We start from the raw sequence: 21700 nt of genomic DNA on the forward strand, positions 1-21700 counted from the left end.
ATTGGAATTATTATAACTTTAGCCTCAGCTAGACCCTCTGCGAGGGATCGCCGCCCGCCTCGGGCCGCGTGGTCGACCCCTCGCAAAAAACCGGCGGATTGGCATCGCTGCGCATTTTTCTCGGAAGCCCGCCGCCATTCCCGGGCCTCGATCAGCAAGGAACCCGGATCCCCCCCGACAGGCGGTCGGCCAGGAATTCGCTGATCAAGAATTCACGGCCGGACCGGTCCTCTCGCAGAGCGTTTTCGAGCGAAGTAGACACCGGTTCGCGTGAAGAAAATGTGTAAAAACAAAGGCCTGGAGCATCGACCGATAGACTGTCATTCCGGAGCTATTCGTTATTCAAACTTCCATGATGACGCGCGGGTTGGTGAGGTCGTTCGTGCTCCGTCCGCCAGTCGCGAGGCGAGGCGCCAAAGCGCGCCTTGAACAGCTTGCCGAAGGCGGACAGATCGGGAAAGCCGCAAGCCATGGCCACCGTGCCGATGTTCTGGCTAGCCGACGATTCAAGCCTTCTGCGCGCGTTCTGCATCCGCAACTCACGCAGGGCGTCCATCACAGTCGTGTCGTGGTCAGCAAAGGCGCGATACAGGGTGGCGCGCGAGCATCCCAGCGCATGGGCGATCATGGCCGGATCGAGGTCGCGGTCGGGATAGCGCGCCGCCATGAATTGGACGGCGCTGGCATAGAGGCCTTTCGTGAACAGCTCCGTGCCGCCGGGCCCGCGCGGGGCAATCCCACGCAGCAACAGCAACGCCGTCTCGACGGTTGCGTCGAGCATGGCGGCCAGCTCATTACGCGCCAGGCAATGGCCGTGCGCTTCAAGGTCCAGCATCTGCCGGCGCAGAAATGGCGCGAGCCGCTGCTGCTCCAGCGGAAGGGAGAGGCCGTCGAGCGCACCGCCAATGGCCGCCATTGCCGCCTGTCGTGGCAAGAGCAGGTAGAGATCCTTGCCCTTGCTCCAGTGGTAACGCATCGGCCGGGCCACATCATAAAGCGCCATCGAGCCGCTCTCGGCGATCATCCGCGCGTCATCGGGCCCCTCCAGCGCGACACGACGCTCTGCCAGCAAGGCGATGACCATACATTCGCCGAGCCCGGCGCTGCGCGCTTCGCGCGAAAACACCGTTTGGTAGCCTGATCCCTGGTGACTGCCGAACATGGCGGACTTGCCACGGACGAATTTGACGGTGCCCCTGAGTTCCTCGTCCGGCGGCAAAAGATCGACAGAATGATAAGCGGCCGCGCGCCAGGCTTCATAAAGCGTCGCAGGGTCGAAGTCGTCCGTCGAGAGACGATCGAACCTGTAGAGATCGGGATCAGTTGGCTGCGGCACGGAAATGGCCCTTGCAAGGACGGCGAGCCAGCGGAAGCATAGCGGCAAGGCTGCCACTTTGCACGCCCCTCACAGCCATTCCACCCATCATGTCCGAGCCTTCACCTGGGCTCGCGCCACCGGCGAAGGCAGCCGAGCGCCAACAGGACGCGAACCGGACGCTCACCCGCCCTTCACCGCCCCCGCAGTCAATCCGGCAATGATCTGGCGCTGGGCGATGATCGTCAGCAAGAGGACCGGCAGGGTCACGATCAAGGCCGCGGCCGCCAGGGGCCCCCAGCTCAGCTGCTCGAACGAGATCATGTTGTAGACCGCGACCGGCAGCGTCCGGGTCTCGCGGCCGGCCAGAACGATGCCGAAAACGAAGTTGTTCCAGGAAAAGATCACCGCGAGGATGAAGGCAACCGTCACGCCGGGCTTGGCGATGGGCAGCGCGACGTGACGAAACACCTGCCAGCGATTGGCGCCATCGATCGTCGCCGCCTCTTCCAGTTCCATCGGCGTCGTCTCGAAATAGCCGATCATGATCCAGATGATGATCGGCACGGTGATGACCAGATGGATGATGATCTGCGGCCAGAGCGTCCCCATGAGACCGAGCCACTGGAACAGGAGGAACAAGGGGATGAGATAGGACAGGCCTGGCGTCATGCGCGCGATGAGAATGACGATGGCCGACCGTGTCGCTTTCATGCGCGCGATGCCATAGCCCGCCGGCACGCCGACGATCAGGCCGAGCAAGGTCGCCGTGCCGGTGACGATGAGGCTGTTACCGAAGAACAGCGGAAAGCGATTGGATTCGAGAACCGAGACATAGTTCTGCCAGGCAAAATTCTCCGGAATGAGGATCGGCGGATAGGCCGCGTTGTCGACCTCGTATTTCAGCGAGAGGGACAGCATCCAGATGAAGAACAGCAGAGCCGGCGAGACGATGATGATCACGGCAACCATCAGGAGCAGGCGGTCGAGAATGGCGCGCAGCGTCATAGGGCGGCTCCTCCCATCTCGGTCCATTTCGTCCGCTGCCTGAGCGCGAGCAGCAGCACCGACAGCCCGATGACCAGCGCGAAGAAGACGACAGCGATCGCCGAGCCATAGCCGATGTCGTAGTAGGCGAAGGCGACGCTGTAGAGATACAGATTGATGGTCTCGGATGCGGTGCCCGGCCCGCCTTGCGTGATCGCATAGATGATATCGAAGCTCTTCAGCGCGTCGATGGTGCGAATGATGGCCGCGACCATCAGGAAGGGCGCGAGCATCGGCAGCGTGATGTGACGGAACATCTGCCAGCGGTTGGCACCGTCGATCAGGGCGCTCTCATAAGGCTCCGCCGGGATCGCCGCGAGGCCGCCGAGCAGGATGAGCATGACGAGCGGGGTCCATTGCCAGGTCTCCACCAGCACCAGCGAGGGAATGACGGTGGCCGGCTCGAAAACCCAGAGCTGCGGCGGAATGCCGACGAGGGACAGAAGATAGTTCAGCACCCCGAGCTGCGGGTGGAACATCATCGTCCACACCAGGGCGATGGCAACCGGCGTCGCCATCATCGGCATGACGAAGATGCCGCGCAAGAAGCCACGGAGCGGGAACCGCGCGTGGAAGATCACCGCCGATACGGTGCCCAGTACAAGCGGCAGCAGCACGGCGAGGACGGTGTAGTAGAGGGTATGGACGACCGCATCGGCAAAGCGCGGATCACCCGGCAGTCGCAGGTAATTCGCCAATCCCACGAAGCTCGACGAGCCGCCCACGGTCCATTCGTGCAGGCTCATCCACAGGGTGAAAACCCAGGGAAAAACGATAACCGCGCTGACGGTGACCACCGCGGGCAGAACGAACGGCCAATAGGAGGGTGGCCGCCAAGGGCTCCGGGCGGATGGATGCGCGTTGGAAGCCGCGGCCTCCCTCATGACAAGCTCACTCATGCTGCACTTTTGCTTGTGGCATCAAATGGATGGCGACCGCCCTCGCCCCGCCCGAGGTCGTCTCGCCTGCGGTACACGGTCTTTGCGCGATCACGAAACGGCCGCGCGAATTGAGGCGAGCATGCCCCGGCTAGGGGCCCGAAGGCCCGCCGCCCCCCGGGGCATGCTCGGCAGGCTTGCCCGGCTGCGCACCGATGATCGCCGAGATCCGGCGCGCACGCATGCCGGGCAGCCTATGATCTCAACTGCGCTCGCTGCGCTCGAGCACCGGCTTGAACTGCTCGGTCGCCTTCTTGAGTTCGGTCGCCGGATCCCCGCCCGACAAAGTGCTCGTCAGCGCCGTTCCGATAATGTCGCGGAATTCGGTCACCGGGATCACCACCGGCAAGCCGAGCCGGCTCACCTTTGCGGAGCCGGCCACGGCCTCCACCCAGGCCGCGGGCATTTTCACGCCGGCGCGAACCTCCTTGTCGTTGAGGATCGAGTTACGGAACGGCACACCACCGCCCGCCTGCAGCAGGCGCGCACCCATCAGCTTTGAGACCGCCCATTGGCAGTAGAGATAAGCAGCCTCCTTCTTCGTCGAAGCGGCGGCGACACCGATACCGTCGCCGAAGGTGGCCGATGCCTGCGCCTTCGGGCCGGTGGGCATCACGCCATAACCGACCTTGCCGACGATCCGCGACCGGGTCGGGTCCTCGAGCGGCGGCGCGAAGCCGACACCGTCGAGCCACATACCGACCTTGCCCTGCAGGAAGGCCGACTGGCATTCCGACCAGTTGAAGCCGGCAACGCCGGGCGGTGCCGCCTTGGTCAGCAGGCGCTGGTAAAGCTTGGCCCCCTCGATCGCCTCGGGCTTGTCGGTGAGGAGATTGCCATTGGCATCGAGGAAGTCACCGCCATACCCGAGCAGGAAGCTCGCCCAGACCGGGACATTGGCGTTGCGCAACCCGCGGGCGACGAAGCCATAGGTGCCGTCGGAAGGATTGGTCAGCGCCTCGGCGGCCTTGACCATCTCCTCGAAATTGGTGGGATAGGACAGGCCCTTCTTTTCAAAGAGATCCTTGTTCCAGTAGACGATCCAGTAGTCCACCGAGAAGGGCAGAGAGCGCATCGCGCCCTTCTGGTCCTTGGCATAGAGCAGGCCTGCCGAGGAAAAGTCAGCCTCTGTCAGATCCGGGGCTGTCAAATCCGGGTTCTTCATGAAGGGCGTGAGATCGGCAAGCCAACCGGCCTTTTCGAACTGTCGTTTCTGCACGTGGTAGCTCAGATGCACCACGTCGAAGCTCGGTTTGCCCGACGTCAGCTCAATCACGGCCTTCTGGCGCTGCTGCTGCTCCGGGATCTGCTCCGAGGCCACCTCGATACCCGTGAGATCCGTGAATTCCTTGGCATATTTCTCGAGGACGTCGCCGCGCGGGCTCTTGATGAGATTGACCTCAAGCTTCGTGCCGGCGAATTTCTTCCATTGCGGATCAGCGAAGGCCGGCGTTCCCGCCAGGCCGAGAGCACCAGCGGCCAGACTTCCCTTCAGCACCGTACGGCGCGAGATGCCGTTGTCGAACATCACATTCCTCCCCTTCATGTCCATCCCTGACGCGGCGCATTTTAGGGCAGCACCGTCATTCATCATCCCAAAGCGGTCAGGCCAAGGGCAAACCGCCATTTTGGACCAATCTGCAACCCGGCAATGGATTGGTCATCCCATTCTTTAGGCCTATAGCAAATCCGACCGGAACGGAATCCTCCGAGACCACTCAAGTATTTGAATTTGCTTTTCTATTATCGCCCAAAGCAAGTCCGCACCGGCCGGTCTTGCTTCTTGCGGGGCGCGTGGGGTGCGGAGCCCGCCGCCATTCCTGGAGATCCACCCCGGAGGGGTATCCCGCAACGCGAGACCCGATACGGCGCGGTTCGGCGGCCCGAATGCCCTCCATTCATCCGATTCCCTGCCATGCTCCTCCAACGGCGCTCCTCCAACGGCGCTCCAACCGATGCGATCTATTGTTGATCAGCCGGGACGACCCTTGCAAGCACATTTTCATCCGACTAACATGTTACTGTGCAGTCAATTCAAAATGGGACGCTTTCATCATGCCTGGTCGGTTCGGTCTCTCCGTGGCGCTGGCCACCCCTTTCCAGTTGTCTGGAGCGGTCGATAACGACCGCCTCAAGGAGCAGGCCGGATGGTGCCTTGCCATGGGCTGCAGCAGCATCACCCTGTTCGGTACGACCGGCGAAGGCGCCTCGATCGGCCTGACCGAACGGGAGGCGATCTTCAGCGCGCTGGCTAGGGACGGCATCACGGGTGAGCGTATCGTGGGCGGCGTGGCTGCGACCGCGGTGAGCGACGCGGCGGCACAGGCGACGCTTGCGCTCGACCATGGCTGTCGCGCCCTCCTTGTTCCACCGCCCTATTTCTTCAAGGGCGTTGCTGAGGACGGGGTCTTCGGCTGGTACGCCGCTCTCGTCGAGCGGCTGGGACACCGGGCGCGCCATATTCTCCTCTACAATATTCCGCAGATGACGGCGGTCGCCATGCCGCTGTCGCTCATCACGCGGCTCATCCGTGCTTTCCCGGAGGTGTTCATCGGCGTCAAGGATTCAGCCGGCGACTGGCCCTATACGGAACAACTGCTTGAGGCACATCGGGACCGTGTCATTTTGGTCGGCGATGAGCGCAGTCTCGCACGCGCCGTGCGAAACGGCGGCCAAGGGGCCATATCGGGGCTGGCAAACATATGCCCAGATGCGCTATTGCCCCTAGTGATGGAGGGGCGACCCGACCAGCGAATCGACCAACTGGTCGAGACAGTCCTTGGCTATCCGGTCATGGCAGCGGTCAAGGCGCTCGTCGCCCATCGCAGCGGCGACACCGGATGGCTGACCATGCGGCCGCCGTTGACCGCCTTGTCGCGCGCCGAGATGGCCCAGCTCGGGGAACGCTGCGATCGAATCTTTTCTGCAACGGCCGCTTGAGAGGAGTTTCGGATGGAGAGGACGGGCGAAGAGCGCGACCCTCCCAAATTGCGCGAGATCGCATACGACAGCTTCACCCGGCATCTGCTGGCCAATGCTGTCCGGCCGGGCCAGTTCGTCTCCCAACGGGAACTGGTCGAACTGACCGGCCTGACCCTCGGCGCCATCCGCGAGCTCGTGCCGCGGCTCGAGGCCGAAGGCCTGGTGAAGACCGTGCCGCAGCGCGGCATGCAGGTCGCCCATATCGATCTCGGGCTCATCCGTGACGCCTATCAGTTCCGCCTCTTTCTGGAGAAGGAGGCGATGGCCTTGTTCGTCGAGACCGCCTCGGACGCGACGATCGCCGCGATCCGCGCCCAGCACGAAGACATCCTGCGGCGCGCCGAACAGGACGGGGCGAGCCTCGATCTCGCCGCGGAGGCGCAGGCCGTGGACTGGGGCTTCCACGACACGATCATCGATGCGCTCGGCAACGAGATCATCGCCAAGGCCTACCGGGTCAATTCCATCAAGATCCGCCTGATCCGTCAGGAACTGACACGGATCGACGGCCTCGTCGTGCCCGTCATGAACGAACATCTTGCCGTGATCGCGGCCATGGAAACGCGCGATCCAGCCTTGGCGGCCGATGCGCTCGCCCGACATATCGACAGCGCCCGCCGTCGTGCCTTGGGATTGCGCTAAAGTCTATCCATGAGCGGAGCAAATCCGTCTTTGGCGGACCTGGTGCAGAGCCCCGGAGAGGCTGCAGCCTGGCACCTCCGACGGCTGACCGCGCGGGGATTGCCCGGCATCGGGCGGCGCGTTACACCGAATCACGGTCGGCCCGCTACGATCGGCCATTGACAGGAACATCAACGCCTCCCATGTGTTCGCGATGCGCGGAGGAGGCGGGGCCGTCCAATGTGCTGACCTGAGATGGAATTCGTCGAGGGCGGTCGCGCACCGGAGCGCGGCATGGGCCCATCATGTGATGAGAGCATCGTGATGCCTGCGCGCGTTTTTGCAGTTACATCGGCCGTGCTTGTGGCGCTGTTGGCGACCCCGGCCTTTGCCCAATCCCGTTCGTCGGACAGGATCGCATCCACCCGACAGCAAACGCCAACCGAGAACTGGACGAAGCCTGCACGCTCCGAGAAGGATATTGCGGCACGCTATGCCGACTGGGATCGCAAGGCGCGGGATTCGACAAGCGGAATCTGCGTCGGTTGCGACACGCCGGCGCCCATGAACACCCAACGCAAGCCTAAAAAGAGTAAGCGCTGATCCTGCGCACCTGAAGTTTCAGGTTACGGTCGGGGCCGATGCTTAGCTCGGCCCCGTCGCGTTTAGCTTAAACCTGCTGGAGGTTGACAGCCGCATCCTTGCCGGTCCGGCGGTCAGCTTCAACCTCATAGGCAATCTTTTGACCCTCGGTAAGGCCTCTCAGGCCCGAGCGCTCCACGGCGCTGACATGGACGAACACGTCCTTGCCGCCATTGTCCGGCTGAATGAAGCCATAGCCTTTTTGGTCGTTGAACCACTTAACTGTTCCGGTAGCCATCTTGTCGTCCTTCTGCAGCCGGCGCCGAGTTGCGCCTGCCTCAACGCGACAGATAGCCCGAGCGGGCGATAATGCCAAATCATCAATTATGGCAACGCGCATGTCGGGATCGCCTCAGCCATCAGAAAGCTGCGCTCCCCGGCGACGCACTGCGCCCGCCGCGCTCCCTTCACGGGGAAAATTTGTAATATAATATCAATCGTTTACCCGCATACGAGGGAAGCTCCGCGGGAGAGGTGGGCAGGCGACAGCCAACCCCTTGCCGCGACCTGGACAATCCTTCGCGATCATACAAATTACGAGGCACCCGCTGCGATTCGCCTCTTGCCACGCGACGCGCGTCGACATTTCACGATCCTGTCGGCCGCCGCGGTGTGGATAGGGCCGGCTCAGGTCCACGCTGCGCCCGGCAGGGCATTCAACGGAAATTTGAGATAGCGCCGTCCGTTGCTCTCCGGCTCCGGCAGGCGCCCACCATTCGTGTTGACCTGCAGCGCATGGAGAATGAGCTTCGGCATCGGCAGGGTACGATCGCGCGCCTCGCGCAGCGCCACGAAGTCTTGTTCGGTCTTGCTCCTCACCATATGGCTGTTGCTGGACCGCTGCTCCGCGACTGTCGCCTCCCAGAGCGCCTCGCGGCCGCCGGGCTGATAGTCGTGTCCGGTGAACAGGCGGGTCTCGTCCGGCAGTGCCAGGATCGCCTGGATGGAGCGCCACAGGGCCGCCGCGCTCCCGCCGGGAAAATCGGCCCGCGCCGTGCCACTGTCCGGCATGAAGAGCGTGTCGTGAATGAAAGCGGCGTCCCCGATCACATAGGTGATCGACGCGAGCGTATGGCCGGGTGAGAACATCACCCTTCCCTCGAGCCCGCCTATGGTGAAGCGGTCTCCGTCAACGAAGAGCCGGTCCCACTGAGACCCATCCGTGCGCAGCTCCGGCCAATTGTAGATGTCCTTCCATAAGGCTTGCACGTCCTTGACGTGCTCGCCAATGGCCGTCGCTGCCCCGGTTTTCTCTTTCAGGTAACTCGCGGCCGAGAAATGATCCGCGTGAGGATGCGTATCGAGGATCCAGACGACGTTGAGCCCGCGCTCCGCCACGAAAGCAAGTAGCCTGTCTGCATTGTGGGTGGCGGTCGCACCCGACTTCTCGTCGAAGTCGAGCACGGGATCGATGATGGCGCAGGCCCCGGTGCCGGGATCACTCACCACATACTGGATCGACCCCGTCCGCGGGTCGTAGAAGCCCTGCACATCCGGCTTACGCATGGTTGCTACCTCGTATTCTGGCAAAGCCGGCCCTTGTGACAGGACATGCACCGCCGGCAGGCGCTTTCGCAGGAACCTGCATTGTGTCGACTGGCCCTGGCAGCTTCAGCCGCGGCCCGCGAACCAGCGCTGCACACCCGATAGATCGAAGCCGTGGCTACGCCCGAAGGCATCCACATCCTCGATCGCCATGCGTCCATCGAGCACTTCGCCAACCGCCCAGATCGTCAGCGAGCGCGTACCCGAACGGCAGTGGGCAACGACAGGCCCGGGCTGCGCCGCAAGGGCCGCCTGCTGGGCGCGCACGAGCGCTTCGTCGAAGCCGTAACCGGAGAACGGCAGATGCGTGTAGGCGAGCCTCAGGGCTGCGGCAGCTTTCGCCGCTTCCGCCGCCGTCGGCTGGCCAGGCTCCTCACCATCGGGACGGTTATTGATGATGGCCGTGAAGCCCTGCTCCTTTAATGCCGCGAAATCTTCCGGATCGATTTGCGGAGCGACCCACAGGGTGTCGTTGATCTGGACCAGTCTCATCGTGAACCTCTCCCAAGGCATTAACCGAAATACATTCGAGCGGGCGGATGCCGCTCCCGCCGTCAGGCGGCCGTCCATTCGACATGCGCCCTGACGGCGCCGCTGGCTGGCTCGACCCAGCCATGCGTCTCGGCGACGTGAAGCATGCGCGAAAGCCCTTCGCGCCACAGCGGATCGTTCGGAGGGCCGAGCGCGTCGAGCGCGTCCTTGTCGATCCAGACATAATCGGTGCCGTCGACCTCGCCAATGCCGGTGAAGGCGCGGGCCAGCCGCCCGGCATCGCGAACCACCCACGGCACGGACACCTTGAAGGTGCCGAAATCCATGGCGTCCTCCAATTCGGGCCGATCGTCGTGCCCCACCGCGATGATCATCAAAGCTTCCCTGGTTGCGACGGCCCCTCTCCGGACCGGTGGCCGGCGCCCAGACGATAGAGCCTTCCGAGCGTCTTGACATGAGGCATAGGTGACGCAGTCACGCGCCGCAAGCCTTCGCGTCAGGCTGCTCGGTGGTGGCGCAGGTCCCCGCATATCTGCGTTCCCGATGGGCAGATAGGGCTCAGGCAACCTGCCAGAGACGGGGTTCATGCGGCATTCCGATGGGAGCTATCCCGTTCAGGCATGGCGTTGCGCCATCAGGTGCTGTAGCGAAACGACGTTTCAATCACATAGCGCGATAGGACATATTGTGATGGCCGACGCCGTTTCCTCGCGACCTTTGACCAGAGGGGATGCCAAGACGCTCGCCCTGGCCTCGCTCGGGGGCGCCCTCGAATTCTACGATTTCATCATCTACGTCTTCTTCGCGGTGGTGATCGGACGGCTGTTCTTTCCCCCGGACATGCCCGAGTGGCTCGAGCAGCTGCAGACTTTCGGCATTTTCGCGGCGGGCTACCTGGCGCGCCCTCTCGGGGGCGTCATCCTGGCGCATTTCGGCGACAAGACCGGCCGCAAGCGCATGTTCACCTTGTCGATCTTCATGATGGCGCTGCCCACCCTGATCATCGGCATCCTGCCCACCTATGAATCCATCGGCTATCTCGCGCCTTTGCTGCTCCTCGTCATGCGTGTGTTCCAGGGCGCGGCGATAGGCGGCGAGGCGCCGGGCGCCTGGGTTTTCGTCTCGGAGCACGTGCCGCAGAACCGCATCGGCCTCGCCTGCGGCCTGCTGACCGGCGGCCTCACAGGGGGAATCCTGCTCGGCTCCCTGATGGCCACGCTCATCAACTACGTCTATTCGCCGACTGAGATCCACGACTTCGCCTGGCGCATCCCCTTCATCGTCGGCGGCGTCTTCGGTCTTGTCGCCATGTATCTCAGGCGCTGGCTGCACGAGACACCGGTGTTCGAGGCCATGCGTGCCAGGAAGACCCTGGTTGCGGACATGCCGCTGAAGCAGGTGCTCAGCGGCTACCGCCCAGCCGTCGTCGTCTCGATGCTGGTGACCTGGATGCTGACGGCCATCGTGGTGGTCATCATCCTGATGACGCCGACGCTCATGCAACGCCTGCACGGGCTTGCCCCCCTCATCACGCTCTACGCCAGCATCGCCGCGACGCTCGGCATCACGCTGTCCGCCTTCACCATCGGCGCGCTCATCGATCGCTTCGGCCTGCTCAGGGTCACCCTCGCCGGCGGCCCGTTCTTCGTGGTGACGGCCTATGCCCTGTTCATCGGCACGGCCGCCGATACGGCCTATCTCATCCCGCTCTCGGCCCTGGCGGGCATCGGCGCCGGCCTCATCAACGTTGTTCCCTATACGATGGTGAAGGCGTTCCCGGACTATGTCCGCTTCACGGGCGTGTCCTTCTCCTACAACGTCGCCTATGCGATCTTCGGCGGCTTGACGCCGATCGCCGTGCAACTGCTCCTCGTCGCCGACGGGCTCGGGCCGGTACATTACGTCGCCGGTGCGACCGTGATCGGGATCGGGGCAATCGTCGTCTACAGCCTCCGTCCTTCCCTCGGCCTGGCAGGCAAAGTGGCGCAATCGCCGGTCCGATAGATCCAGGCTGCGGATAAGGAGAAAGCCCCCGTGCAGCGCACGCGGGGCTTTCCTTATTGAGGTACCGACGGAAGAGACCGTCGGACCGACTATCGCTTGGTCTGCTTGCGCTAAGTCTTGCCCTGCTTGCGCTAACTCTTGCCCTGCTTGCGCTAACTCTTGCCCTGCTTGCGCTTGGCATCGTCTTCGGTGAGCTCGTACCACATGGCGTTGAGCACCGCGAAGGCGGCGGCCAGGGGAAGTCCGAGAAGCCAGGAAAAATACCACATCGCGACTATCCTCTCCCCGAGATCAATAAGCGTGGCCGCTGTCGTCGCGGATCGCCTGCTCGTCGACCTTGCCCCACAGCACCCGATAGACCCAGGCGGTGTAGGCCAGCACGATCGGCAGGAAGATGACCGTTACGACAAGCATGATGAACAGCGTCAGATGGCTTGATGAAGCATCCCAGACCGCGAGGCCCGCGCGCGGATCTGCCGAGGACGGCAGAATGAAGGGGAACATCGAGACGCCCACCGTGGAGATGATGCCGAAGATCGACAGCTTGCTCCACAGGAGGGTGCCGATCTCGCGGCCTGCCTTGGCATTGACGTAGCAGGCGACGGCACCGACGAAGCCAAGCGCCGGGGCAATGAGCATCCAGGGGTGGGCCGCGTAGTTCGCGAACCATCCGCCGCCCGTTGCCACCGTCTTGAGCAGCGGATTCGACGGACCGACCATGTCGATGGGGCTGGTGATGCGGTAGCCGCCGACGAACAGCCAGAGCGCCACGCCGCCGAGCGCGAAGAGCAGGATGGTCAGGAGCGAGGCGACCTCGCCGACCCGACGTGCGCGCTGGGCCACCACACCCTCCGTCTTCAGGACGATCCAGGCCGCGCCGTGCATCACCAGCATGGCGACGGAAAGCAGGCCGCACAACAGCGCAAAGGGGTTGAGCAGGCCGAAGAACGTTCCGTCATAGAAAATCCTGAGATCCTCGTCCAGGCGGAAGGGCACGCCCTGCAGCACGTTGCCAACGGCCACGCCGAGGATGAGCGCCGGCACGAAACCGCCGATGAAGAGCGCCCAGTCCCAAGAGGAGCGCCAGGTCGGATCCTCGATCTTGGAGCGATACTTGAACCCGACCGGGCGCAGGATCAGCGCGAACAGGATCGCGAACATCGCGAGATAGAAGCCCGAGAAGGAGACCGCGTAGAGCTGGGGCCAGGCGGCGAAGATGGCGCCGCCGCCGAGGATCAGCCACACCTGGTTGCCCTCCCAGACGGGACCGACCGTGTTGATGACCACGCGTCGCTCGATGTCGTTGCGGGCGACGAAGGGGAGCAGCGCCCCCACTCCGAGATCAAATCCGTCCGTGACGGCGAAGCCGATGAGAATGACGCCGAGCAGCACCCACCAGATCACGCGGAGGATGTCGTAGCTAATGAGTTCGTGCAGGATCATGGGTGTTACTCCGCGGCGACCAGTTGGGCGGGCGCAAGTTGGGCTTCGGGCTCGTCATCCGGCTCCGGGCCCTTGCGAATGGCGCGCAGCATCAGCTTCAACTCGATGATCAACAGGGTGGTGTAGATCGCCACGAAGCCTATGATCGTGAGAAGAACCGTGGTGACGCCGAGATCGGAGACGGCGGCGGCCGTCGGCAGAACCCCTTCGATGATCCAGGGCTGCCGGCCGTATTCCGCGACGAACCAGCCGCATTCGATGGCAATCCACGGCAGGATGATGAAGGCGACCGCGACCTTCAGGAGCCAGGGGTACCGGTCAAGCTTGCGCAGCGACGACAGCGCGAAGAATGTGGCGCTCAAAAGGATGAAGAGCATGCCGAGGCCAACCATGATCCGGAAGGTCCAGAACAGCGGCGCCACCATCGGCACCGTATCCCAGGCGGCCTTCTCGATCTGCTCCGGCGTCGCGGTGCGCGGATCATCGACATAGCGCTTCAAGAGGAGGGCATAGCCGAGCCGCGTGCCGTTCTCCTCGAAGGCGTTGCGCACGTCTTCCGGAATGGCCGTGGTCGAACCGGCCGCACGGATCTTCTGCAGTGCATCAAAAGCCTGGATGCCTTGCTCGATGCGGAGCTTCGCCAGATCCACCTGTTCCTTGATGCCGGGGATCTCCTCGGTCAGCGTCCGCGTGCCGATGAGCCCCATCACCCACGGGATACGGATGGCGTAGCGGGTCTCGCGCGCCGCCTGATCGGGAATGCCGAACAGGGTGAAAGCGGCCGGAGCCGGCTCCGTCTCCCACATCGCCTCGATGGCGGCGAGCTTCATCTTCTGATGTTCGGAGGAGAGATAGCCGCTTTCGTCACCCAGCACGACGACCGAGAGCGAGGCAGCGAGGCCGAAGGAAGCCGCCACCGTCATCGAACGCTTGGCGAGTTCGATATGCCGGCCCTTGAGCATGTACCAGGCCGAGACACCGAGCACGAAGAAGGAGGCCGCGACATAGCCGGCGGAGACGGTGTGCACGAACTTCGCCTGGGCGACGCTGTTGAACAGCACCTCGTAGAAGTCTGCCACCTCCATGCGCATCGTCTGCGGATTGAACTGCGAACCGACGGGGTTCTGCATCCAGCCGTTGGCGATGAGGATCCACAGGGCGGAAAAGTTGGAGCCTGCCGCAACCGCATAGGTGGCGATGAGATGCCCGACCTTGGACAGGCGGTCCCAGCCGAAGAAGAACAGACCGACGAAAGTCGCCTCGAGGAAGAAGGCCATCAGGCCCTCGATCGCGAGCGGGGCGCCGAAGATGTCGCCGACATAATGGCTGTAATAGCTCCAGTTCATGCCGAACTGGAATTCCATGACGATGCCGGTGGCGACGCCCAGCACAAAGTTGATGCCGAACAGCGTGCCCCAGAACTTCGTCATCTGCCGCCATATCAGGCGGCCGGTCATGACATAGACCGTCTCCATGATGGCAAGCAGGACTGAGAGGCCCAGGGTCAGCGGCACAAACAGGAAGTGATAGAGCGCGGTCAGGGCAAATTGCAGCCGTGACAGCGAGACGATGTCGAGTTCCATCTCAATTCCGCCGGCCCCCGGCGGCCTCTCTCATTCGCCGGTGCGGGAGGCACCGGAGACCGTTCCGTTGAGGGCAGACCTCAGTCGGGCCGCAAGGCGTCGAGCACGGCGTCAAAGCCGGGCTCGCCCCGATGCAGCACGGCAGCAATCTGCCCGTGTTCCATGACAACCACGCGGGCGGCGAACGCCGCTTCGCGTCTGATATGCGTTGCGATGATGAGCGCACGCCGCTGCGCCTCGCGGCCAAGCCGGGCCAGCACGTCGCGCGCGGTTCTGCCATCGAGCCCTTCCGTCGGTTCATCGAGCAGCCAGAGCGGCGTATCGCGCAGGAAGAGACGCGCCAGCGCCAGCCGGCGCGACTGACCGCCGGACAGGCCAATGCCCCCCTCCCCCAGGGCCGTGTCGAGCCCCCGAGGAAGGGCAGCGACGTCCGGCCCGAGCCCCGCCGCATCGAGAACGCGCATGAGTTCCCTGTCCCCGGCGGCGGGCGCGGCCAGACGCAGATTGTCGCGCAGTGAGTCCTGAAACAATTCGGTGCGCTGCGTCATCAGGGTCGCCGGCAGAGCTGCCGCCTCCCCCCGCTCCGGCACGCGTTCACCCGCAATGAGATCCAGCAACGTCGACTTGCCGGCACCGCTCGCGCCGACGATGGCGATGCGCTCACCACGATCGACGACGAGATCGATCCCCCGCAACGTGACCCGTGCGGCGCCGTCATGGCGAACGTCAACCCCGACCAGTTCCACCGCCATACCCCGCGGCAGGTCTTTTGGCGCAACGGGCACGTCCTCCCGCAGAAGGCGCGGCCCCAGCCGACGTGCGGCCAGCAGCGTGCGCCCGAATTCAAGCGCCCCGCGCCGCAGCGCGCCGAAGGGCTCGACGGCGGCCAGCACGACAAGGATGCCGAGCGCTGCGACCGGCGCTCCGATGGCCTCGGCCTCCACCAGCGCCGCGACGGCAAGCAGCATGCCCGCGAGCGCGAGTGCTGACGTGAGCCCGAAACCGATGGTCACCCCTGTCTCGATACGGTTCAGCCCGTCGTCAGCCGCCGTCAGGCGACGGTCGATCGCCGCGAGGTGATCGCGCTGGGCCTCGAGGCGGCCCGCCATTACGAGCTCGGTCTGGCCGGCGACGAGATCGATGACGCCGGAGCGCAGCATCTCGATCGCCTGGGCGCGGCGACGGGCCGGGCGATAGGCCATGCGCGCCGCCACCAGCGGAATGCCCAGCCCGACCGCGACGAGCCAAGCCCCGATGGCCAGGCCGAGCCAGGGCGCGATGAAGCCGACAACCACCGCCGTGCCGAGGGCAGATGCAACCATGGCCCCGACGGGCACGAGGATGCGCAGATAGAGCCCGTCGAGCGCATCGATGTCGGCCGTCAGCCGGAAGAGAAGCTTGGCCGGACGGAGCGCCAGCGCCCGCGCGGCGCGTGGGCCGGCCCATCCGCGGAACAGCCGCTCGCGCAGGGCGGCCAGAACGGACAGCGTCGCGTCATGGGTGGTGAGACGCTCGCCATAGCGCGCGCCGGTCCGCACCAGGGCGAGAAAGCGGATGCCCGCCGCCGGCGCGAAGACGTCGAAAGCCATGGCTGTCGCCGCCGTCAAACCCGCGAGCGCGGTCGCCGTGATGAACCATCCCGACAGCCCGAGCAGGGCGACGCCGGCCAGCACCGTCAAGGCGGCCAAGCCGGCGCCGACGAACAGCATGCGGCGACGCTCCGCGAGAAAGAGGGCAAGGACCGGCCGGAGATCGCTGAGGATCACACGCATGCCAGCGCCTCCAAAACCTGGGCCTCCACATCGATCGTGCGATCCATCTGCGCCATCAGGCGGGGATCGTGGGTGGCGACGACGAGCGTGCGCCCGCGCGACAGGGCGATCAGCCCTTCCGTGACCATGGCCGCGGTGGCCGCGTCGAGATGGGCGGTCGGCTCGTCCACGAGAATGAGATCGATCCTCGGATCCGCCGCGGCGCGTGCGAGGGCGAGCCGCAGCGCCTCGCCGCCGGAGAGCCCGATGCCTCCCTCGCCGAGCGGGGCGGCGCCATGGGCGGCGGCCACATCCCGCAGCGCCGCCACGGCGAGCGCCTTGTCAAGGTCGGTCGCGGTCAGGCCGTCGCGCCCCAGGGTGATGTTGCTCATGAGGCTGCCGGCAAAAATATGCGGCCGCTGGCCAATCCAGGCCATGCGCGTCCGGAGCTCTGCGGCGGACGCCCCGGTCAGCGCGCGACCATCGATGAGAATCTGGCCGGACTCCGGCGCGACGAGCCCGGCGATCAGCGCAAGCAGGGTCGACTTGCCGGCGCCGCTGCGGCCCGTCAGCGCAACCTTCTCACCCGGCGCAATCGCCAAAGCGGCATCGGTGATCACCTGCCGCCCGGCGCCCGCATGGGCAAAGGCGAGGTTCTCGACAACCACTGATGGCCCGCCGCGGGCGGCAGCCGGAACGCGGGAAGCCTTCGCATCCGCGCCGGGAAGGCCTACGCCGGTCGTCCTGAGCCCGTCGAGCGCATTGAGCGCCGCTTCTCCCGATGCCCTGTCGTGCCAGACGGACGACAGCTCGCGCAGCGGCTCGAAGAAGGCGGGCGCGATGAGGAGGACAAACAGGCCTTCAGCCAGGGTGAGCCGGCCGCTCCAGGCACCGAAATTGAGTTGCCCGAGGAGGTGGAAGCCCACATAGACCGCGACCATGGCAACCCCGAGCGCCGCGAAGAGCTCGAGCACCGCGGACGACAGGAAGGCGATGCGCAGGACGGCCATGGTGCGCTTGCGCAGGCCCTCCGCATGGGCGCGCAGCCGGGCAGCGGTCATGTCGACAGCGCCAAGCGCGCGAATGGTGGCAAGGCCGCGCAACCGGTCGAGCAGGAAGGCGTTCATGCCGCCGATCTCGACCATTTGCTCCTCGCTCGCCGCTTTGGCGCGCCAGCCGATCAGCGCCATGAAGACCGGAATGATCGGCCCGGCGATCAAGAGCGTCAGGGCGGCAACCCAGGAGAAGGCGAGGACCGTCAAGAGAATGGCGAGCGGAACGATGGTCACCCGGATGCGCACGGGCTGGAAGCGCGCCAGCAGCGGCACGACCGCCTCGGCCTGCTCGGCCAGCACACTGGCGGCGAGACCCGACGCGGGCCGCGCCTGATCGAGCGGCGAGCGCCCCGCCAGCGCCGCTGCCGCGTCATGCCGCAACTGGCTAAGCTTTCCGCGTGCCGCGCGGAACGCCAGTCGCCCGGCCCAGCCGTCGAGGGCGGCCCGCAGGGCGCCGATGCCGAAGACCAGCGCCGCGGGCGCGACCGCATCGGCAAGGCCCGCCCCCCGGGCCATCCCGCCGACACTCCACGCGATGAGCCCGGCCTGGGGCAGCCAGAGCAGGGAGGACAGGGTCTGGACATAGCCCGCGGCACGCGCCGAGACATGAGCGGAGGCATGGGCGGAGGCCTGGGCAGAGACATGGGCGGAGGCATGGGCGGAAGCCTGCGCACGTGGATGCGCCTCGGCCTGCGCCTGCGGCGGCTCTCCCGCAAGGCCTGCCGGGCGCTCAGCCGGCAGGGCTCCCATACCGCCCAGCCTGCCGCGAGAATAGGCCATGTCCGTCATGGCTCAGCCCCCTGCCGAGAACGCTTCGAGCGCCCGAGGGAGACGATCTTGTCCTTTGTCTCGAGGAGCTTCGTGACCTTCGCGCCGAGGGCCAGCAATGTGGCGAGCCGCGCCGTCTCAAGCTGCTTCACATCGTCATACCAGTTGGTGAGTTGCTCGATGAGCCCGTGCATCTCCGCCATGCGGGCCTGCGCGTGACGCTCGGCCTCGCTGGCCGGCTGCTGCATCAGAATCTCGCGCAGCACCGACAAGGTGGGATCCACCTCACGCTTCTTCCGTTCTTCCGCCAGGGTGCGCAAGATCTGCCAGACATCGTCCGGTGTCGTGAAGAAGTCACGCCGGTCGTTCGGGACATGTTTGAGCAGAACCAGCTTCCAGGCTTGCAATTCCCTCAGGCTCATCGAGACGTTGGAGCGCGATATGCCAAGTGCCTCCACGATCTCATCGGCGCAGAGCGGCTGCGGCGAGACATAGAGAAGCGCGTAGACCTGACCCACAGTGCGGTTGATGCCCCAACGCGAACCCATCTCGCCGAAATGGAGGACAAAGGCTTGCACGAGAGGGGGCAGGTTCATCACAAATTTCCGTATGGACAGTTATTTCAGAAATTTCTGAAATTTACATATTCGCCAATTGACCAGCCGGCAAGCCCCCTCTTCACCGGGAGGCCCACCATCCACACGAACCTCATGCCGTCACCCGACACGAGCGCATGTCCATCTCGCATAAACCAGACGGGCATTCCCGGCCCGCTCGCGCACATCCGACTTGAGTGGACTGGTCCGGTACCATTCAAGCCGGTGAATTTGATCGACGACTTTCGAGCAGAGCCAATCCGCAAGAGACGGACCTGCTCTGGGATCGAGCCTGCTCGACCCTGCTCATTCACGCAACCGCCGCCGGTCCATCAGCGAAGGCGTACGGGCAGCAGCAACCAACGGAACCTCCCTTTTGCAGGCAGGCGGATACTACCGAAGATCGATACAGTTTGGATTGATTCTCATCAAATTCAATGATTGCTTTCGTCATGGACAGGCTATTGCTTTGGCGGATATCAGCTTGGCACTGCCTTGCCCCGCCGGGGCGCCGCGCAGCGATGGAAGGAGTTTCCCGATGCACAGCCACGCGCTCGACAAATGGCAACACGAGCATGTGTTTCTCGGTGAACGGCACCAGAGGAACGAGCGGCGGACATGGCTCGTCGTCGGTCTGACAGCCGCCATGATGGTCGTCGAAATCGTCGGCGGCGCGATCTACGGCTCGATGGCGCTGGTCGCTGACGGCTGGCACATGTCGACGCATGCGGCAGCGCTCGGCATCGCGGCCCTCGCCTACCGTTTCGCACGGACCCACGCCCATGATCCGCGCTTCTCCTTCGGTACGGGCAAGGTCGGGGAACTCGCGGCCTTTGCCAGTGCGATGATCCTCCTGTCCGTTGCCCTGATGATCGGCTACGAGAGCGTGCTCAGGCTCGTGTCGCCGGTTGCGATCGATTTCGCGCAGGCGCTGCCCATCGCCGCCGTCGGCCTCCTCGTCAATCTGGGGAGCGCGTGGCTGCTGCATGACCACGACCACGGGGGCGAGAGCGGCCATCACCACGGCCATGATCACAGCCACGGCGCTCACGGCCACGGTCATGGTCACGATGATGGTCACGATCACGGCCATCATGGCCACGACAGCAACATGCGCGCGGCCTATATTCATGTGATGGCGGATGCGTTGACGTCGGTCCTCGCCATTGTCGCGCTGATCGGCGGCAGCCTTTATGGCCTGACCTGGCTGGACCCGGCGATGGGCCTCGTCGGCACCGCCGTCATTCTCTTGTGGTCCGTGAGCCTCATCCGCTCAGCGGGCGCCGTGCTGCTCGATACCATACCCAACACGGCGCTTGACGGGCGCGTACGCGAGCGCCTCGAGGTGAGCGGCGACCGGGTCGCCGATCTCCATCTGTGGCGGCTCGGCCCTGGCCACACCGGCGTGATTGCGACAATCATATCCGACGCGCCCCAGGATCCAGCGGCTTACAAGGAACGGTTGCGCCACATTCCCGGCCTGTCCCATGTCACGATTGAGGTGCAGACCTGCCCGGACCATGCGCCGCTTTGATCCACCCGAGCCGCACGGACCGGAACGTCGCGCCAATTCAGGATAGCGACGCGATCGACATCCCTGTCAACGCGACGGGGATGTCGAAGATGGTGCTCACGGCGTATGTCGCGGTGAGTAGCCGTATTTGCGCTTGAAGTTGCGATAGAATGTCGAGACATCATTAAAGCCGCTGTCAAAGGCGATATTGATAATCTTTTTCTCGACTGTTGAGGCAAGCTCTTTCCGCGCAGCCTCAAGCCTATAGTGGAGAATTGTATCCCTCAAGGACAATCCCGAGTCCTCAAATATCTTATAGAGCTTGCGTTGCGATACATTAAAATTTCGCGATATCTTTGCCGCTCCGAGATCGTGGAGTTCAAGATTGTTCTTGATATAATCGATGATCTCATTAGCAAGTCGCGCCTTGTTGCTACCGTCTTCGCGAGCCACCTGGTCGCGGAGGAACGCCCGGAGCATTTCCACGATACTCTGGCGAATGGAGAGATCGAGGTAACGCGAGATATCGTCGTTCGCATATCTTATGAAAAAATCGACAAAGAACGATATGTAATCACTCAACGCATTCGAGCTAACCATAACTGATTTGTTACGGATGAGCGAACGAAGATCGGAAACGCTGGATAGCTCGATCCACGAAAACTGCGCCGCTTCCTCACCCGGGAGAATGTCGAGCTGAAACGGTGCATCTGCATGAACGATGGCAACCCCGAGCGGATCGACCGTCATGCTGCGACCATCGCAGGTCAACCTGGCCTGACCACGAAGCACGTTGATGGCAACGAGGCTCGTGGTCTCTGCTGAAACAAGCTTGGCATTGCGTGTCAGTGTTCCGGGTGTCAGCGTCGCGCTGATCACACGCGCGTCATCAAACAATGCAACTTGCGCCTGCGCTGAGAATTCACCACCCTGATATATATCAAAGGCTGATCTCAGCAAATCGCCGCAGAATTCCTCACGAAATGGTCTATCGTACTCAGAGTAGCCTCTTTCCAGTACTTTTCCCACTTCGCTGGTTATTTCCTGATTTTTCATGACATGCCCTGCTACGCCACTTCGCTGATTGCGAGAGACAGCAGAAAATCTGAACACGGACGGCACTCACAGCAATGCAATTGCCGCACATAGAGTTGCAGACATCGCAATTTGGCCCCCAATATCGCTATTTTCGACACAAAATTATCAATTGATTAATTTTATACTGCAATTAACATCGCAAAATGGAATAAAATTACAATACATTTTTGCGTATATCATTCAAATATTATTCATATACGCATCAATACGTTATCAGAACCTATCCAGCATAAAGCGGAGATCGCAATCCCTATTTCACACATCGCGCTGTCCCAGGGGCTGCGGCCTGTCGTCATAATCATGGAAG

The 21700-nt window shown here is 63.6% G+C and carries 20 protein-coding genes; 5 read left to right on the plus strand and 15 right to left on the minus strand.

What is annotated here, in order from left to right; all coding sequences use genetic code 11:
• Positions 1–331: 331 nt before the first annotated feature.
• The 4 genes from C7450_RS19610 to C7450_RS19625 all read right to left on the minus strand — a co-directional run bounded on the left by C7450_RS19610 (position 332) and on the right by C7450_RS19625 (position 4828).
• Positions 332–1393 (minus strand): AraC family transcriptional regulator, encoded by a 1062-nt coding sequence (locus tag C7450_RS19610; protein ID WP_146227410.1) that lies wholly within the window; start codon positions 1391–1393, stop codon positions 332–334.
• Between the two features lie 105 nt (positions 1394–1498).
• Positions 1499–2323, minus strand: coding sequence for a carbohydrate ABC transporter permease (locus tag C7450_RS19615; RefSeq protein WP_170147334.1), 825 nt, complete (start codon positions 2321–2323; stop codon positions 1499–1501).
• On the minus strand, positions 2320–3246 hold the full coding sequence (locus C7450_RS19620) for a carbohydrate ABC transporter permease (RefSeq protein ID WP_410369490.1): 927 nt from the start codon (positions 3244–3246) through the stop codon (positions 2320–2322). The genes C7450_RS19615 and C7450_RS19620 overlap by 4 nt, the downstream gene beginning before the upstream one ends.
• Before the next feature lie 256 nt (positions 3247–3502).
• A complete protein-coding gene (locus C7450_RS19625; RefSeq protein WP_110376365.1) occupies positions 3503–4828 on the minus strand; it encodes an ABC transporter substrate-binding protein in 1326 nt (441 codons plus the stop codon).
• A gap of 527 nt (positions 4829–5355) precedes the next feature.
• Between C7450_RS19625 and C7450_RS19630 the strand changes: the two genes are divergently transcribed.
• The 3 genes from C7450_RS19630 to C7450_RS19640 all read left to right on the plus strand — a co-directional run bounded on the left by C7450_RS19630 (position 5356) and on the right by C7450_RS19640 (position 7506).
• Positions 5356–6240: a dihydrodipicolinate synthase family protein gene (locus tag C7450_RS19630; protein ID WP_110376145.1), complete on the plus strand. Its 885-nt coding sequence runs from the start codon at positions 5356–5358 to the stop codon at positions 6238–6240.
• A gap of 12 nt (positions 6241–6252) precedes the next feature.
• The gene (locus tag C7450_RS19635; RefSeq protein WP_110376146.1) at positions 6253–6924 is read left to right on the plus strand and encodes a GntR family transcriptional regulator; all 672 of its coding nucleotides are present in this window, start codon (positions 6253–6255) and stop codon (positions 6922–6924) included.
• A gap of 234 nt (positions 6925–7158) precedes the next feature.
• Complete coding sequence (locus C7450_RS19640; protein WP_110376147.1) at positions 7159–7506, plus strand: hypothetical protein; 348 nt, start codon at positions 7159–7161, stop codon at positions 7504–7506.
• A gap of 67 nt (positions 7507–7573) precedes the next feature.
• Here the strand turns inward: C7450_RS19640 and C7450_RS19645 are convergent, their stop codons facing one another.
• The 4 genes from C7450_RS19645 to C7450_RS19655 form a co-directional block, all read right to left on the minus strand.
• Complete coding sequence (locus C7450_RS19645; RefSeq protein ID WP_110376366.1) at positions 7574–7783, minus strand: cold-shock protein; 210 nt, start codon at positions 7781–7783, stop codon at positions 7574–7576.
• A 389-nt stretch (positions 7784–8172) separates the two neighbouring features.
• Positions 8173–9051, minus strand: a complete 879-nt coding sequence (locus C7450_RS34665) for an MBL fold metallo-hydrolase (protein ID WP_213284558.1) — start codon at positions 9049–9051, stop codon at positions 8173–8175.
• A 105-nt stretch (positions 9052–9156) separates the two neighbouring features.
• The gene (locus C7450_RS34670; RefSeq protein WP_213284557.1) at positions 9157–9582 is read right to left on the minus strand and encodes a protein tyrosine phosphatase family protein; all 426 of its coding nucleotides are present in this window, start codon (positions 9580–9582) and stop codon (positions 9157–9159) included.
• Between the two features lie 62 nt (positions 9583–9644).
• Complete coding sequence (locus tag C7450_RS19655) at positions 9645–9956, minus strand: hypothetical protein (protein WP_110376148.1); 312 nt, start codon at positions 9954–9956, stop codon at positions 9645–9647.
• Positions 9957–10272: 316 nt separating this feature from the next.
• Between C7450_RS19655 and C7450_RS19660 the strand changes: the two genes are divergently transcribed.
• The gene (locus C7450_RS19660; RefSeq protein WP_110376149.1) at positions 10273–11586 is read left to right on the plus strand and encodes an MFS transporter; all 1314 of its coding nucleotides are present in this window, start codon (positions 10273–10275) and stop codon (positions 11584–11586) included.
• A gap of 152 nt (positions 11587–11738) precedes the next feature.
• Here the strand turns inward: C7450_RS19660 and cydX are convergent, their stop codons facing one another.
• The 6 genes from cydX to C7450_RS19690 all read right to left on the minus strand — a co-directional run bounded on the left by cydX (position 11739) and on the right by C7450_RS19690 (position 18782).
• Positions 11739–11855, minus strand: coding sequence for a cytochrome bd-I oxidase subunit CydX (cydX, locus tag C7450_RS19665; protein ID WP_110376150.1), 117 nt, complete (start codon positions 11853–11855; stop codon positions 11739–11741).
• Between the two features lie 22 nt (positions 11856–11877).
• A complete protein-coding gene (gene cydB / locus C7450_RS19670; protein WP_110376151.1) occupies positions 11878–13029 on the minus strand; it encodes a cytochrome d ubiquinol oxidase subunit II in 1152 nt (383 codons plus the stop codon).
• A 5-nt stretch (positions 13030–13034) separates the two neighbouring features.
• Positions 13035–14612, minus strand: coding sequence for a cytochrome ubiquinol oxidase subunit I (locus tag C7450_RS19675; protein ID WP_110376152.1), 1578 nt, complete (start codon positions 14610–14612; stop codon positions 13035–13037).
• Positions 14613–14692: 80 nt separating this feature from the next.
• Positions 14693–16384 carry an amino acid ABC transporter ATP-binding/permease protein gene (locus tag C7450_RS19680; RefSeq protein ID WP_110376153.1) on the minus strand — a complete coding sequence of 564 codons (1692 nt, stop codon included), beginning with the start codon at positions 16382–16384 and terminating at the stop codon, positions 14693–14695.
• Positions 16375–18207, minus strand: a complete 1833-nt coding sequence (gene cydD / locus C7450_RS19685; protein WP_245449956.1) for a thiol reductant ABC exporter subunit CydD — start codon at positions 18205–18207, stop codon at positions 16375–16377. The genes C7450_RS19680 and cydD overlap by 10 nt, the downstream gene beginning before the upstream one ends.
• Positions 18204–18782: a GbsR/MarR family transcriptional regulator gene (locus C7450_RS19690; protein ID WP_110376154.1), complete on the minus strand. Its 579-nt coding sequence runs from the start codon at positions 18780–18782 to the stop codon at positions 18204–18206. Before C7450_RS19690 ends, cydD begins: the two co-directional genes overlap by 4 nt.
• A 538-nt stretch (positions 18783–19320) precedes the next feature.
• Between C7450_RS19690 and dmeF the strand changes: the two genes are divergently transcribed.
• The gene (dmeF, locus tag C7450_RS19695) at positions 19321–20316 is read left to right on the plus strand and encodes a CDF family Co(II)/Ni(II) efflux transporter DmeF (RefSeq protein WP_110376155.1); all 996 of its coding nucleotides are present in this window, start codon (positions 19321–19323) and stop codon (positions 20314–20316) included.
• A gap of 96 nt (positions 20317–20412) precedes the next feature.
• Here the strand turns inward: dmeF and C7450_RS19700 are convergent, their stop codons facing one another.
• A complete protein-coding gene (locus C7450_RS19700; RefSeq protein WP_110376156.1) occupies positions 20413–21351 on the minus strand; it encodes a helix-turn-helix transcriptional regulator in 939 nt (312 codons plus the stop codon).
• Between the last annotated feature and the right edge of the window lie 349 nt (positions 21352–21700).

This window comes from Chelatococcus asaccharovorans, from assembly GCF_003201475.1.
Lineage (GTDB): Bacteria > Pseudomonadota > Alphaproteobacteria > Rhizobiales > Beijerinckiaceae > Chelatococcus > Chelatococcus asaccharovorans.